Below are 14,266 nucleotides of genomic sequence, written 5' to 3' on the forward strand. Positions count from 1 at the left end.
CGGCAACTTCCGGACACACGGCCATTTCTGGGTGTTCCAGACGTCAATAGAAGCTCACTTCCCTTTTGATACCTGATTAGCCGCCCGGAGTGCTTCATGCCTGATTACCGCTCGAAAACATCCACCCACGGCCGCAACATGGCCGGCGCCCGCGCACTGTGGCGCGCCACGGGGATGAAAGATGACGACTTCAAAAAGCCGATCATCGCCATTGCCAACTCGTTCACCCAGTTCGTACCGGGCCACGTCCACCTCAAGGACCTGGGCCAGCTGGTCGCCCGCGAAATCGAACGCGCTGGCGGTGTGGCAAAAGAATTCAACACCATCGCCGTGGATGACGGCATCGCCATGGGCCACGACGGCATGCTCTATTCGCTGCCGAGCCGCGAGATCATCGCCGACTCCGTCGAATACATGGTCAACGCCCACTGCGCCGACGCCATCGTCTGCATCTCCAACTGCGACAAGATCACCCCTGGCATGCTGATGGCCGCCCTGCGCCTGAACATCCCGGTGATCTTCGTTTCCGGCGGCCCGATGGAAGCCGGCAAGACCAAACTCGCCTCCCACGGCCTCGACCTGGTAGACGCCATGGTGATCGCCGCCGACTCCAGCGCTTCTGACGAGAAAGTCGCCGAGTACGAGCGCAGCGCCTGCCCGACCTGCGGCTCGTGCTCCGGCATGTTCACCGCCAACTCGATGAACTGCCTGGTCGAAGCCCTGGGCCTGGCATTGCCGGGCAACGGTTCGACCCTGGCGACCCACAGCGATCGCGAACAGCTGTTCCTGCAGGCCGGCCGCACCATCGTCGAGCTGTGCAAGCGTTACTACGGCGAGAACGATGAGTCGGTATTGCCGCGCAACATCGCCAACTTCAAGGCGTTCGAAAACGCCATGACCTTGGACATCGCCATGGGCGGCTCTACCAACACCATCCTGCACTTGCTGGCCGCCGCCCAGGAAGCCGAGATGGAGTTCGACCTGCGCGACATCGACCGCCTGTCCCGATTCGTGCCGCAACTGTGCAAAGTCGCTCCGAATATCCAGAAATACCATATGGAAGACGTGCACCGCGCTGGCGGGATCTTCAGCATCCTCGGCTCGCTGGCCCGTGGCGGCCTGCTGCACACCGACCTGCCGACCGTGCACAGCAAGACCCTGGCCGAAGGCATCGCCAAGTGGGACATCACCCAGACCGACGATGAAGCCGTGCATCACTTCTTCAAAGCCGGTCCTGCGGGCATCCCGACGCAAACCGCATTCAGCCAGTCGACCCGTTGGGAAACCCTGGACGATGACCGCGAGAACGGCTGCATCCGCAGTGTCGAGCACGCCTACTCGAAAGAAGGCGGCCTGGCCGTTCTCTACGGCAACATCGCACTGGACGGCTGTGTGGTGAAAACCGCTGGCGTCGACGAATCGATCCACGTCTTCGAAGGCAACGCGAAGATCTTCGAAAGCCAGGACAGCGCCGTTCGCGGCATCCTCGCCGACGAAGTGAAGGCCGGCGACATCGTGATCATCCGTTACGAAGGTCCGAAAGGCGGCCCGGGCATGCAGGAAATGCTCTATCCGACGTCGTACCTGAAATCCAAAGGCCTGGGCAAAGCCTGCGCCCTGCTCACCGACGGCCGCTTCTCCGGCGGCACATCGGGCCTGTCCATCGGTCATGCTTCGCCGGAAGCCGCTGCAGGCGGCGCGATTGGTCTGGTGCAGGACGGTGACAAGGTGCTGATCGACATTCCGAACCGCTCGATCAATCTGTTGATCAGCGACGAAGAAATGGCCGGCCGTCGTGCCGAGCAGGATCAGAAAGGCTGGAAGCCTGTGGAATTACGTCCACGCAAGGTGACCACTGCACTGAAGGCCTACGCCCTGCTGGCGACCAGCGCCGACAAGGGTGCCGTGCGTAACAAGGCGATGCTCGACGGGCTGTAAGGCTTAACCGTCGAACAAAAAATGCCCCGCCAAGTGCGGGGCATTTTTTTAACCACGATCCCCCAAACACTGGAGATCAACTGTAGGAGTGAGCCTGCTCGCGATAGCGGTATGTCTGTCACCATTGATGTCGTCTGACACTGCGCTATCGCGAACAGGCTCACTCCTACATTGGATTTTTGGTGCTTACTGGATTTCCTCCGGTTTCACGATCACCCAGTTCTTGTCCGCCGTCACCGGCAACCCTTCCTTGGCCTGTGCTGCCGCGTGCTTGGCCATCATGCCGTTAATCTGGGTCATGTATTTGTCCTTGCGGTTGATCCACAAGTGAATGCCGCCCTTGGCCACGTCGACGCTGTGGAACAGCATGAAACCGTCGCTGGTCGGGGTGTCGCCGCCGACGAGCACCGGTTTTTTCCATTCATCGATGTAAGTCAGGATCGCCGCTTGCTTACCCGCCATCCAGGTCGCCGGGGTCCACAGGTACGGGGTCAGTTCGAGGCCAAGGTTGGCCTTCTCGTCATACTTGCCCGCAGTGATTTGCTTGCGCGCCGTGGTCAATTCGCCGGACTTCGGGTCCTTGAGCAGCAGGCTCACGCCAATGACGTTTTGCGGTTTGACGTTGTAGCCGTACTTCGGATCGGAAGCGACCATGCGCACCAGCTCTTCCGAGGCGGCGGTCATCACGTAGACCTCGATGCCGTTCTCCATCAGCTTGTTGTAGAGCTCTTTCTGACCGGTGAAGATTTTCGGCGGGTTGACGTCGAGGTTCTTGACCACATCGCCTTCGTAATAGGTCGCCGGCACTGGCTTGTCCAAGGCCATCAGCTCATCGACGTAGCCTTTGAGTTCCTGGAGGGTGAAACCGGAGAACACTTGCGCGACCCATGGATAGCACACCATGTCGTCGAGTTCGCAGAGGCGATAGTAGTAGCTGAACAGGCTTTCCTTATGGTCGGCGGTGTCCTTGAACGGGATCAGTTTCAGGGAGGGGTCGAGTTTCTCGCGGGTGATCAGGCCTTTGCTTTCCATGTACGGCAGCAACGACTCTTCGAGATCGTAGCGGTAACTGGTGTTGTCCATGTCGAACACCGCGTAGTTACCTTTGTTCGCGTTGGCTGCAATCATCGCGTCCAGCGCCTTGGCCTGATCGGCTGGCCAGTGCTTCAAATCCGTGGCGAAGACCTGGCCGGCGAGGCCAAGACAGAGTACTGCTGCGAGAAATTTTGGTGCGAGCTTCATCGGCGGTTTCTCCCTGATCCAAAGATATCGACGCTAACAAATAAGTGTGACAACTCTCGTCCACTAGCGACCGCACACGTCCCTTTCGCGTCAAGTGCATCCCCGACAGCGACACCGGCTTATTCCAAAAACGACAGTTATCAGACTTTTTTGATATTAATTCTTTGTAAATCAAGCTGTTAGGCTTGCCGGTTCGCAGCTGCCCCGGAAGGTGGCTGGCACAAGTCACTTTCGGAGTTCTCATGAATCTGCCGCTGATCCTCAATCTGCTGGTGTTCCTCGCGTTACTGTTTGGCCTCGCGCAAACCCGCCACACCACCTGGAGCCTGGCGAAAAAAGTCCTGCTCGCGTTGGTATTGGGCGTGGTGTTCGGTGTCGCGTTGCACACGATTTACGGTGCCGGCAACCCGGTGCTGAAAGCCTCGATCGGCTGGTTCGATCTGGTGGGCAACGGGTACGTGCAGTTGCTGCAAATGATCGTCATCCCGCTGGTGTTCGCCTCGATCCTCAGCGCCGTGGCCCGTCTGCACAACGCCTCGTCGCTGGGCAAGATCAGCTTCCTGACCATCGGCACGCTGCTGTTCACCACGGCCATTGCGGCGCTGATCGGTATCGGTTTGACCAACCTGTTCGGCCTGACCGCCGAAGGCCTGGTCGCCGGCACCCAGGAAATGGCTCGCCTGCAAACCATCCAGACCGACTATGCCGGCAAGGTTGCCGACCTGAATGTGCCGCAGCTGCTGCTGTCGTTCATTCCGCAAAACCCGTTCGCCGACCTCGCTCGCGCCAAGCCGACGTCGATCATCAGCGTGGTGATCTTCGCCGCGTTCCTCGGTGTCGCGGCGCTGCAACTGCTCAAGGATGACGTCGAGAAAGGTCAGAAAGTGATCAACGCCATCGACACCCTGCAAGCCTGGGTGATGCGTCTGGTGCGTCTGGTGATGAAGCTGACCCCCTACGGCGTATTGGCGCTGATGACCAAAGTGGTCGCCGGTTCCAACCTGCAAGACATCATCAAGCTCGGCAGTTTCGTGGTGGTTTCCTACATCGGCCTGGGCCTGATGTTTGTGGTCCATGGCCTGTTGGTGTCGGCGGCCGGGATCAACCCGCTGCGGTTCTTCCGCAAGATCTGGCCGGTGCTGACGTTCGCGTTCACTAGCCGCTCCAGCGCCGCGACGATTCCACTGAGCATCGAAGCGCAGACCAGCCGCCTGGGCATCCCGCAATCCATCGCCAGTTTCGCCGCGTCGTTCGGCGCGACCATTGGCCAGAATGGCTGTGCCGGTCTGTACCCGGCGATGTTGGCGGTGATGGTCGCGCCCACGGTCGGCATCAACCCGCTGGACCCGCTGTGGATCGCGACGCTGGTGGCGATTGTGACCTTGAGTTCGGCCGGTGTGGCGGGCGTGGGCGGCGGTGCGACGTTTGCCGCGCTGATCGTGCTGCCGGCGATGGGTTTGCCGGTGTCATTGGTGGCGTTGCTGATTTCGGTTGAGCCGCTGATCGATATGGGCCGCACGGCGTTGAACGTGAGTGGTTCGATCACGGCCGGGGCGATTACCAGCCAGATCATGCAGCAGACGGATAAAGCACTGCTGGATGCCGATGAGCATGCGGAGTTGGCGCACGCTTAAGTTTTTTAGCGTCTGAGCTGGCCTCTTCGCGGGCAAGCCTCGCTCCTACCAGGATTTGTGTCGTACGCAATTTTCGCGATCGACACAAACCCTGTAGGAGCGAGGCTTGCCCGCGAAGTTTTTAGACTTTCTCCCAGACTTCAAAGTCGTACGCTGGTTTGTCGCCTTCAGCCGGATTCTGGGTGTTGGACACCAATGTCCACTGCCCCAAATCAAACTCCGGAAACCACGCATCCCCTTCCGGGCTCAACGCCACTCGGGTCAGATACAACCGATCCGCCTGCGCCATCCCCTGCGCATACAATTGCGCGCCGCCAATCAGCATCACCTCATCGACGCCCTGCTCGTTCGCCCATTCCTGCGCGCGAACCACGGCCGCCTCCAGCGACGGATAAACCTCCGCGCCTTCCAACACCAGATCCGCCTGACGGCTGACCACGATGTTCAATCGGCCCGGCAGCGGCCGGCCGAGGGAATCCCAGGTCTTGCGACCCATGATGATCGGTTTGCCGAGGGTGGTGGCCTTGAAGTATTTGAAGTCCCCCGGCAAGTGCCAGGGCATGCTGTTGTCGACGCCGATCACACGGTTTTCACCGAGGGCTGCGATCAGGCTGAGGGGGAGTGATTTAGTCATGCCGGCGAGGATACCAGAGCCTCCCGTACCCCGATAAGCGCCACAGCGGTTATGCTCACAGCTCATTTGAGCGACGGGATGCCGCGTGACTGAACTGACTCCACTGCAAAACCTCTGGCTGACCGAGACGGTGCGCCTGCGTGAAGAACACGCCGGCCCCCTGGAGGATCTGGAAGCCAACCGACTGGCCCGCAGCGCCGGCGGCGACTTGCCGACGCGAATTCAGCGCCGTGCCGTGTGGCTGGCCGAGCGCGACGGTTTGTCCGACGCCCTCAAGCATTGGCTGCAAGGCGCGCGACTGGCGCTGATCGTCATGGCGGTGCTGGCCATCGTCAGCGGTGCTGGCCTGGCGTTTGCCGCACTGGGTGATGGCCAGACCCCGGTAAATGTGTTCTGGGCCCTGGGCAGTCTGCTTGGGCTCAATCTGATTCTGCTGCTGAGCTGGGCGTTGGGCCTGGTGTTTGCCGGTGAGCACGGTGCCAGCCTTGGACGTTTATGGCTGTGGCTCAGCGAAAAACTCGCTCGTGATGCCAAAGCCGCGCAACTGGCACCCGCCCTGCTGCTGTTATTGCAGCGACGCAAACTCAATCGCTGGGCGATCGGCGTGCTGGTCAACGGCTTGTGGTTGCTGGCGTTGCTCAGTGCGCTGGTGATCGTGCTGATGCTGATGGCGACCCGGCGCTACGGCTTTGTCTGGGAAACCACCATTTTGCGCGGTGACACCTTCGTCGCCATGACCCAGGCTCTCGGCGCCCTGCCGGCCTTGCTCGGTTTCAGCGTGCCCAGCGTGGAGATGATCCGCGCCAGTGGCGATGCCGCGCTGAACATCGAAAGCGCTCGTCAGGCCTGGGCCGCTTGGCTGGTGGGCGTGTTGCTGGTCTACGGGGTGTTGCCGCGTTTGTTGCTGATGCTGTTCTGCCGCTGGCGCTGGACCTCCGGCCAAGCCGCTTTGCGCCTGGATTTGAACCTGCCCGGTTACGCCCAATTGCGCGAACGGCTGATGCCCACCAGCGAACGCCTCGGCATCAGTGATGCCGCGCCTGCGCAACTGCATCGTGTCGAAAGCGGCGTCAGTGAGCAGCAAAGCGACGGCGCGTTGCTGGTGGCCATCGAGCTGGACGATCAACGCCCGTGGCCGCCGCAACTGCCGAAAACCGTGAACAACGCCGGCATCCTCGACAGTCGCGAATCGCGCAACAAACTGCTCGAACAGTTGAGTCGTTTCCCTCCGGCACGCCTGGCGATTGCCTGCGATCCGCGACGTTCGCCCGACCGTGGCAGCCTGGCCCTGATCGCCGAACTGGCGCGCAATGCCGCTGCCACCCGTGTCTGGCTGCTGCAAGCGCCGCCCGGCGAAGCACTGGATGCCGAACGTCTCGGCGACTGGCACGTAGCGCTGCAACAGCTGGACCTGCCGTTCGCCGATTGCGCGCCCGTGAACTGGCTGGAGACCGGCTATGACTAATGCCTGGAAAGCGCCCTTGAAGCTGGCCGTGGTCGGCCACACCAATGTCGGCAAAACCTCGTTGCTGCGCACGCTCACCCGGGACGTCGGTTTCGGTGACGTGTCCCATCGCCCCAGCACCACCCGCCATGTCGAAGGCGCGCGGTTGTCGGTGGACGGCGAGCCGTTGCTCGATCTCTACGACACGCCCGGCCTCGAAGACGCCATCGCCCTGCTCGACTACCTCGAGCGCCTGGAACGTCCCGGCGAACGCCTCGACGGCCCGGCACGGTTGGCCCGATTCCTGGAGGGCAGCGAAGCCCGGCAGCGCTTTGAACAGGAAGCCAAAGTACTGCGCCAATTGCTCGCCTCGGACGCCGGCCTCTATGTGATCGACGCCCGGGAGCCGGTCCTGGCCAAGTACCGCGACGAACTGGAAGTGTTGGCCAGTTGCGGCAAACCGCTGCTGCCGGTGCTGAATTTCGTCAGCAGCGCCAACCATCGCGAGCCGGATTGGCGTGAAGCCCTGGCACGCTTGGGCCTGCATGCCCTGGTGCGTTTCGACAGCGTTGCACCGCCCGAAGATGGCGAACGTCGACTCTATGAAAGCCTCGCCTTGCTGCTGGAAAACTCCCGCGAACAATTGGAGCGCCTGATCGCCGATCAACAGGCTCAACGCCTGGCTCGCCAACAGAGTGCGGCGCGATTGATTGCCGAGTTGCTGATCGATTGCGCCGCGTGCCGGCGCAGCGTGGTCAGCGACGCGGAGCAGGAACAACAGGCGATCAGCGAACTGCGCAAAGCCGTTCGCCAACGGGAACAGCGCTGCGTCGAAGGTTTGCTCAAACTCTATGCCTTCCGCCCACAGGACGCGGCGGCCAGTGAACTGCCGCTGCTCGATGGCCGCTGGGGCGATGATTTGTTCAACCCGGAAACCCTCAAGCAATTGGGCGTGCGGGTCGGCGGTGGCATCGCGGCCGGCGCGGCGGCCGGTGCCGGGGTTGATTTACTGGTGGGCGGCCTGACCCTCGGCGCGGCGGCACTGGCCGGCGCCATTGCCGGCGGCGCCCTGCAAACCGCCCGCAGTTATGGCAGCCGGTTAATGGGCAAGATCAGAGGTCAGCGAGAATTGACGGTCGACGACAGCGTGTTGAGGCTGTTGGCCTTGCGTCAGCGCCAATTGCTGCAAGCGCTGAATGCCCGTGGGCATGCGGCGATGGACAGCATCCAGGTGGCCACGCCACAGGACAAGACCTGGCGCGAAGGCAAACTGCCCGAAGCCCTGAACAAGGCCCGGGCGCATCCGCAGTGGTCGTCGCTGAATCCGCAGGCGAAGTTGAGTCAGGCGGAGCGGCAAGAGCAGGTTGAGGTGTTGGCGCAGCAGTTGTAAACCTTGGTAATTGCGGTGTCCGGGCTGACCCTTCGCGAGCAGGCTCGCTCCCGCATTGGAATGCGTTCCCCTGTGGGAGCGAGCCTGCTCGCGATGGCAGCGACCCGGTTTCGAGCTATTACGCAGCCAACAGCCGCAACGCCTTATCCTTCAACACCCCCAGATCCATCACCGGCACGCCCATGTCCTTGGCCTGTTCATCCCACTGGCGCATCCGCAAACTGGCCTTGCATAACGGATCCTTCTCGAAGGCTTCCGCCTCTTCCGCGGTCATCACCCCACCCTGGTATTCCAGAGTCCGGCGGCTGGCTTCGCTCAATCGCTCGTAGTACCCGGGCTCTTTAAGCGTCAGATAACGCTTGGCCTGAACGTGGTATTCCACCAGCCGCGCCAGGCGCTCGCTGAAACCGGCCCGACGCAAGTAATCGGCGCCCAGACGTTCGTGGCTGACCACACCAAAACCACCCATGTTCTCGGCGCTCCCGCCACAGATATGCCCGATGTCATGGAAGAACGCGGCCAGCACCACTTCGTCATCAAAGCCCTCGGCCATGGCCAGTTCGGCGGCCTGGGACATGTGTTCGATCTGCGACACCGGCTCGCCGATGTAATCGCTGTCGCCAAAGCGTTCGTACAGCCCAAACACCTCGGCGATCACTTGCTCATTGCTGTCCATCAATGCTCTCCCAATAAGGTGGCGACGTTACGTTCGGCCAGCGCCGGGCCGACGCTCATGCCGACACCGGTGTGCATCAGCGCCACGCTCACACCCGGCATCGGGAGCAGGAACGAGAACGGCCCCGGCCCCCGTGAACCATAGACGCCCTGCCAGCGCTCGACCACCTGCACCTTGCACCCCAGGGTTTGTTCAGCGAGTCCGATCATCCAGTCATCGACCTGCTCGGCATTGAACGGCGATGGATCGCGGCCGTAATGGTGGGAGTCGCCGATGATCAACTCACCGTAAGGCGTCGGGCTGATCAGCAGGTGGATGCCGTTTTCATGCAAGTGTGGCTCCTCGCGCAGAATCTGCGCCTGCACCGCTGCCGCTTCCGGCAGATCGGCGAAGGCGCCGTAATGCACGCAACTCAAACCGGTGAGCAATGCGTGTTGCAGGTTGAGGTTGATCTGCGGCCGGGCGCGGAGCATTTGCAGGCGGCAGATTTGCGGGTTGAGCGCGGCGATCGGCTCGGCCAGCAAGGTCTGATAATCGTGGCCGGAGCAGACGATGATCTGATCGGCGCTGAACGTGCCGGCCGTGCTGCGCAGGCGACCCGGCTCGATATCGCGCACCAGGGTAGAGAAGTGAAACGCGACGCCGAGCTCGCGGCGCAAGTAGTCGATCAACGCCGGAATCGCTTCACGGGAATACAGTTGCTGATCGTCCAGGCCGTGCAACGCCGCGCGGTGATGGCGGAACTGACCGCCGTAGAGATCGCGCAAGGCAGCACCGCGCAGCAGGTCGACGCGGTAACCGTATTCCACGGCGCGGCCGGTGCAGAAGGCTTCGAGCAGGTGTTCTTCGGCTTCGCTGCGAGCGAACAAATACGAGCCGTTGCGCTTGAGTTGCAACCCGGCCAGTTGTGCCCATTGGCCCCAGATCTCGCGGCTGGCCCTGGCCAGTTCGAGCATCGGGCCCGGGGGTTGGCCGGTGACGAGGGCCTGGCCGAAGTTGCGGACCGAGGCGCCCAAGGGGGTTTCGCTGCGTTCGAAAACCGTGACCTTCAGACCGCGTCTGGCGGCGGCGTAGGCGTGGGACAGGCCGAGAATGCCGGCGCCGACGATCAGCATGTCGTTGTGGTGTGTCATCAAGTGATGTCCTGAATTTGAAGCCGCCTTCGCGGGCAAGCCTCGCTCCTGCAGGGTTGCGCGTTATCACAAACGACACCAACCCTGTAGGAGCGAGGCTTGCCCGCGAAGAGGCCCTTCAGCCGATAGAGATCTTACTTGGCAGCCACTTTCTCGGACTTGCCGTCATACCGCTTGCGCCACTCGGTCAGGATTTCGTCGCGATTCTTCGACGCCCAGGCAAAGTCGTTCTTGATCAAACGCTGCTCATAATCCGCCGGCAATTCGGTCTGCGGCTTGGCAATCCCCGGTTGCGCGAGCACCGCGAAGTTCTCTTTATAAAGCTCCATCGCCGCCGGGCTGGCCGAGAAGTCAGCCAGTTTCTTCGCCGCCTCTTCGTGTGGTGTGCCCTTGATCACAGCGGTCGCTTCGATCTCCCAGCCCAGGCCTTCCTTCGGCAGGATGATGTCCAGCGGTGCGCCCTGACGCTTCAGCTGAACCGCCGGGTATTCAAAGGAAATGCCGATCGGGAATTCACCCGAAGCCGCCAGCTTACAAGGCTTGGAACCGGAGTGAACGTACTGGCCGATGTTCTGGTGCAGGTCGTCCATGTACTGCCAGCCCTGCTTCTCGCCGAAGGTTTGCAGCCAGGCGCTGACGTCGAGGAAACCGGTGCCGGACGAGGCCGGGTTGGGCATCACGATCTTGCCTTTGTACTCAGGCTTGGTCAGGTCCTGCCAGCTAACCGGTTTGGTCAAACCCTGCTTTTCGGCTTCGACGGTGTTGAAGCAAATGGTCGCCGCCCAGACGTCCATGCCGACCCACGCGGGTGGATTGGCGGCATCGCGGTAGTTGCCGCCGATCTTGCCCAGGTCCTTCGGCGCGTAGCTTTGCAGCATGCCTTGCTGATCGAGGATCGCCAGGCTCGACGCCGCCAGGCCCCAGACCGCATCAGCCTGTGGGCGGGCTTTTTCGGCCAGCAGTTTGGCAGTGATAATCCCGGTGGAATCGCGTACCCATTTGATCTCGACGTCCGGGTTAGCCTTTTCGAAGGCTTCTTTGTAAGTCTTCAGTTGCTCGGCTTCGAGGGCGGTGTACACCGTCAACTCGGTTGGCGCCGCGAAGGCGTTCAGGCTGAAAGCGGTGAGGACAGCAGCGGCCAGGGCCATAGGCTTGAACATGATCTTTTCCTGTTTGAGTTGAGGGTTGGTCTTTTATGGGGACGTCTTTTATGGGGACAGATTTATTTACCAGGAGCGGTCTGCCGCCAGGCCTGGGAACGGCGCAGCAAGCCGCGCGAGGCCCAGGCCAGCAGCAGGGACACGCCTGCCGAAGTGAACAGAATCAGGGTCGACATCGCCGCCGCGCCGCCGACGTTGCCGGCGTCGTCCATGTTCAGCACCGCCACCGCCGCGAGGATGGTGTCGGGGCTGTAGAGGAAGATCGCGGCTGAAACGGTGGTCATGGCCGAGACGAACAGGTAGCGCACGATGTCCAGCAGCGCCGGCAGGCAGATCGGCACGGTGACTCGCAGGTAGTGCCGATACAGCGGCGCCTTGAGTGACAACGCGGCGGCCTCGAACTCGGCGTCGAGTTGGCGTAGCGCCGTGGTCGCGGTCATTTGTGCGGTGGTCAAATAGTGAGCAATGGTGCAGACCACCAGCAGCGTCATGGTCCCGTAGAGCACATGCAGCGGGTTGCCGCTGAGGTTGAAGAAGAAAACGTAACCCAGGCCCAGCACCAGACCCGGCACCGCCATCGGCACGAAACTAAGCATGCGCAAGGTCAGGTTCAGTCCGCGCTGGCCTTTGGTTTTCTCCATCAGGTAGGCGCCGGTGAAGATCAGCACGCTGCCGATCAACGCCGTGCTCAAAGCCATTTTTACGCTGTTGCCGTAGGCCAGCCAGCCGCCGCCCGCGGTGTCGCTGAACTGGTAATGGTTGAGCGACAGCGACAGGTTGTACGGCCAGAATTTCACCAGCGAGGAGAACACCGCCATGCCGAACACCAGCAGCAACACCGCGCAGATCAGCAGCACGATGGCCAGATAACAACCGTCCCGCCGCTTCGACGGCGCGGGTTTGAAGACTTGGGCGCGGCCGCTCATGGCGTCGCCGTGACGTCGACGCAACCAGGCATCGACTGCAAAACTGAAGAGTGCCGGCAGCAGCAGGACCATGCCGATCAACGCGCCGCGACCGAATTGCTGCTGGCCGACCACGGCCTTGTAGGCTTCCAGCGCCAGCACTTGATAGTCGCCACCGACCACTACGGGCACGCCGAAGTCAGTGATGGTCAAGGTGAACACCAGGCAGAACGCCGCGAACACGGCCTGACGGGTCGCTGGCCAGGTGATGCTGCGAAAGGCTTTGGCCGGACTGGCGCCCATGCTGGAGGCGGCATCGAAGAGTCGCGCATCCGCCAGGGAAAGCGCCGACAGAAGAATCATCAGCGCGTGTGGGAAGGTGTAAATGACCTCGCCCAGAACAATGCCCCAGAAACCGTAGATATTGTCCGAGAGCAAGCCGCGCAACATGCCCTGATTGCCGAACAGATAAACCAGCGCAATCCCCGGCAGCATCGACGGCGCCATCAGCGGCAACAACGAAATTGCGCGCCAGATGCCTTTGCCGGGAATCAACGTGCGTTGCAATGCGTAGGCAAACAGGTAGGCCAGCGGTACGACAATCGCCGCCACGCTGAGGGAAACTTTCAGGCTATTGCCGAGCAACCAGTGGAAGTTCGCACTGGTCACCAATTCGCGCGCAGCCACCAGGCCACCGCCCTGCCCGGCCTCCGAACTGAAACCGCGCCAGAAGATCGCCAACAACGGCATCAACACCGCGAGGCCGAGCAACACCAATAAAAGGAGTTTGCCGCCGACCACGAACACCCGGTCGCCGATCTCGGCACGGGAGGTCTGCCGAACCTGCTTGTGCGGTATCGGCAGCGCGATGTTCGCGCTCATCAGGCAAACACCTGCAGGCTGCGCGGGGGCAAGGCGACCATGATCTGCTGCGCACCGAGGCGCGGCATGGCTTCCGGTGCCAGTTCGGCCAACAATGCGTGGCCCGGCAGTTGATCGAGTTCGAAGCTCATGCGGCAGCGGTTGCCGAGGAAGGTGATCTCGCGAACCTTGGCCGGGAACAGGTTTTCTTCATGCACCGGCGGGTTGACGTTGATCGCTTCCGGTCGGCAAAACAGACGGCCCGACGTGGTTTTAGCGCTGCCATCCGCCAGGCGCATGCTCATCCCGCCGACCTGGGCATGGCTGTCGCTGCTGCGGCTGAATGGCAGCCAGTTGCCCTGGCCGACAAACTCCGCCACAAACGGCGTGGCCGGGCGGTCGTAGATGTCCTGCGGCGTGGCGTACTGCTCGACCTTGCCGTTGTTCATCACGGCGATGCGGTCGGCCATCAGCATGGCCTCGTCCTGATTGTGCGTGACCATCAGGGTGGTGACGCCGAGGTTGCGCTGCAGTTGGCGCAGTTCTGTGCACAAATGCTCGCGAACCCGGGCGTCGAGGGCCGACATCGGTTCGTCCAGCAGCAACAACGATGGCGCCGGCGCCAATGCCCGAGCCAGCGCGACACGTTGCTGTTGGCCGCCGGACAACTGGCCGGGGTACTTTTTCTCGCTGCCGGTCAGGCCGACCAGTTCCAGCATCTGGCCGACACGTTTGCACACTTCATCACGGCCACTGCCGGCGAGGCCGTAGGCAATGTTCGCTTCGACGGTGAGGTTGGGAAACAGCGCGTAGGACTGAAAGAGAATGCCGTAGTCCCGGGCCTGGGGTGCCAGGTGGGAAACGTCGCGATCGCCGAGGTACAACTCGCCGCTGTCCTGTTTCTCCAGGCCGGCGATGCAACGCAGCAACGTGGTTTTGCCACAGCCGGACGGGCCCAGCAGGCACACCAGTTCACCGGCCGCCACGTCGAGGGAAACATTGTCCAGCGCGGTGAAGGCGCCAAAGCGTTTCTGCACACCGCGCACTTTCATCGGGGCGCCGGGGTTGGTCAGGGCAGTTGCGATCGAGTGGTTCATGGACAGGCCTCATCAAGCAGATGAAGCCCATCCTAGGTTTGTAATGCGTCCGTCATGTGGCAGTGAGGCAAAAACGGCTGATAGTGGTATTCAAGAATTTGGGTTGGATACGTTGGTGCACTGACGGACGCCTTCGCGGGCAAGCCTCGCTC

The 14,266-nt window shown here is 61.8% G+C and carries 11 protein-coding genes; 4 read left to right on the top strand and 7 right to left on the bottom strand.

All coding sequences use genetic code 11. The features are described 5' to 3' along the window. Positions 1-96 precede the first annotated feature (96 nt). Positions 97-1,938: a dihydroxy-acid dehydratase gene (gene ilvD / locus FBY01_RS04550; RefSeq protein WP_145306689.1), complete on the top strand. Its 1,842-nt coding sequence runs from the start codon at positions 97-99 to the stop codon at positions 1,936-1,938. Positions 1,939-2,124: 186 nt separating this feature from the next. Here the strand turns inward: ilvD and FBY01_RS04555 are convergent, their stop codons facing one another. Beyond that, a complete protein-coding gene (locus tag FBY01_RS04555; protein ID WP_010466771.1) occupies positions 2,125-3,180 on the bottom strand; it encodes a phosphorylcholine phosphatase in 1,056 nt (351 codons plus the stop codon). Positions 3,181-3,422: 242 nt separating this feature from the next. On the opposite strand from FBY01_RS04555, the gene FBY01_RS04560 reads away from it, so the two are divergent. Next, complete coding sequence (locus tag FBY01_RS04560) at positions 3,423-4,814, top strand: L-cystine transporter (protein ID WP_145306687.1); 1,392 nt, start codon at positions 3,423-3,425, stop codon at positions 4,812-4,814. Positions 4,815-4,935: 121 nt separating this feature from the next. Here FBY01_RS04560 and FBY01_RS04565 read toward each other — a convergent pair whose 3' ends face one another. Then, on the bottom strand, positions 4,936-5,448 hold the full coding sequence (locus FBY01_RS04565) for a dihydrofolate reductase (RefSeq protein ID WP_102595082.1): 513 nt from the start codon (positions 5,446-5,448) through the stop codon (positions 4,936-4,938). 85 nt (positions 5,449-5,533) lie between these two features. On the opposite strand from FBY01_RS04565, the gene FBY01_RS04570 reads away from it, so the two are divergent. Beyond that, entirely contained in the window at positions 5,534-6,913 is a 1,380-nt protein-coding gene (locus tag FBY01_RS04570) for a DUF2868 domain-containing protein (RefSeq protein ID WP_145306685.1), read from the top strand. After that, entirely contained in the window at positions 6,906-8,282 is a 1,377-nt protein-coding gene (locus FBY01_RS04575) for a GTPase/DUF3482 domain-containing protein (RefSeq protein WP_145306683.1), read from the top strand. Before FBY01_RS04570 ends, FBY01_RS04575 begins: the two co-directional genes overlap by 8 nt. A gap of 118 nt (positions 8,283-8,400) precedes the next feature. Here FBY01_RS04575 and FBY01_RS04580 read toward each other — a convergent pair whose 3' ends face one another. The 5 genes from FBY01_RS04580 to FBY01_RS04600 form a co-directional block, all read right to left on the bottom strand. Then, a complete protein-coding gene (locus FBY01_RS04580; protein WP_010466760.1) occupies positions 8,401-8,958 on the bottom strand; it encodes a phosphonate degradation HD-domain oxygenase in 558 nt (185 codons plus the stop codon). Next, positions 8,958-10,091 carry a TIGR03364 family FAD-dependent oxidoreductase gene (locus FBY01_RS04585; RefSeq protein WP_145306681.1) on the bottom strand — a complete coding sequence of 378 codons (1,134 nt, stop codon included), beginning with the start codon at positions 10,089-10,091 and terminating at the stop codon, positions 8,958-8,960. The genes FBY01_RS04580 and FBY01_RS04585 overlap by 1 nt, the downstream gene beginning before the upstream one ends. A gap of 134 nt (positions 10,092-10,225) precedes the next feature. Further along, positions 10,226-11,251, bottom strand: a complete 1,026-nt coding sequence (locus tag FBY01_RS04590; RefSeq protein ID WP_077747202.1) for a putative 2-aminoethylphosphonate ABC transporter substrate-binding protein — start codon at positions 11,249-11,251, stop codon at positions 10,226-10,228. A gap of 62 nt (positions 11,252-11,313) precedes the next feature. Continuing rightward, positions 11,314-13,038, bottom strand: coding sequence for a putative 2-aminoethylphosphonate ABC transporter permease subunit (locus FBY01_RS04595; RefSeq protein ID WP_145306679.1), 1,725 nt, complete (start codon positions 13,036-13,038; stop codon positions 11,314-11,316). Then, positions 13,038-14,114 (bottom strand): putative 2-aminoethylphosphonate ABC transporter ATP-binding protein, encoded by a 1,077-nt coding sequence (locus FBY01_RS04600; protein WP_145306677.1) that lies wholly within the window; start codon positions 14,112-14,114, stop codon positions 13,038-13,040. Before FBY01_RS04600 ends, FBY01_RS04595 begins: the two co-directional genes overlap by 1 nt. Between the last annotated feature and the right edge of the window lie 152 nt (positions 14,115-14,266).

The organism is Pseudomonas sp. SJZ077, assembly GCF_007993905.1.
GTDB classification, from domain to species: domain Bacteria; phylum Pseudomonadota; class Gammaproteobacteria; order Pseudomonadales; family Pseudomonadaceae; genus Aquipseudomonas; species Aquipseudomonas mandelii.

Excerpts from the sequence above, each read along its gene's own strand:
- FBY01_RS04560 (WP_145306687.1), top strand. The coding sequence starts at position 3,423 with ATGAATCTGCCGCTGATCCTCAATCTGCTGGTGTTCCTCGCGTTACTG.
- FBY01_RS04600 (WP_145306677.1), bottom strand. The coding sequence starts at position 14,114 with ATGAACCACTCGATCGCAACTGCCCTGACCAACCCCGGCGCCCCGATG.
- FBY01_RS04565 (WP_102595082.1), bottom strand. The coding sequence starts at position 5,448 with ATGACTAAATCACTCCCCCTCAGCCTGATCGCAGCCCTCGGTGAAAAC.
- FBY01_RS04595 (WP_145306679.1), bottom strand. The coding sequence starts at position 13,038 with ATGAGCGCGAACATCGCGCTGCCGATACCGCACAAGCAGGTTCGGCAG.
- FBY01_RS04575 (WP_145306683.1), top strand. The coding sequence starts at position 6,906 with ATGACTAATGCCTGGAAAGCGCCCTTGAAGCTGGCCGTGGTCGGCCAC.
- FBY01_RS04585 (WP_145306681.1), bottom strand. The coding sequence starts at position 10,091 with ATGACACACCACAACGACATGCTGATCGTCGGCGCCGGCATTCTCGGC.
- FBY01_RS04580 (WP_010466760.1), bottom strand. The coding sequence starts at position 8,958 with ATGGACAGCAATGAGCAAGTGATCGCCGAGGTGTTTGGGCTGTACGAA.
- FBY01_RS04590 (WP_077747202.1), bottom strand. The coding sequence starts at position 11,251 with ATGTTCAAGCCTATGGCCCTGGCCGCTGCTGTCCTCACCGCTTTCAGC.
- FBY01_RS04555 (WP_010466771.1), bottom strand. The coding sequence starts at position 3,180 with ATGAAGCTCGCACCAAAATTTCTCGCAGCAGTACTCTGTCTTGGCCTC.
- ilvD (WP_145306689.1), top strand. The coding sequence starts at position 97 with ATGCCTGATTACCGCTCGAAAACATCCACCCACGGCCGCAACATGGCC.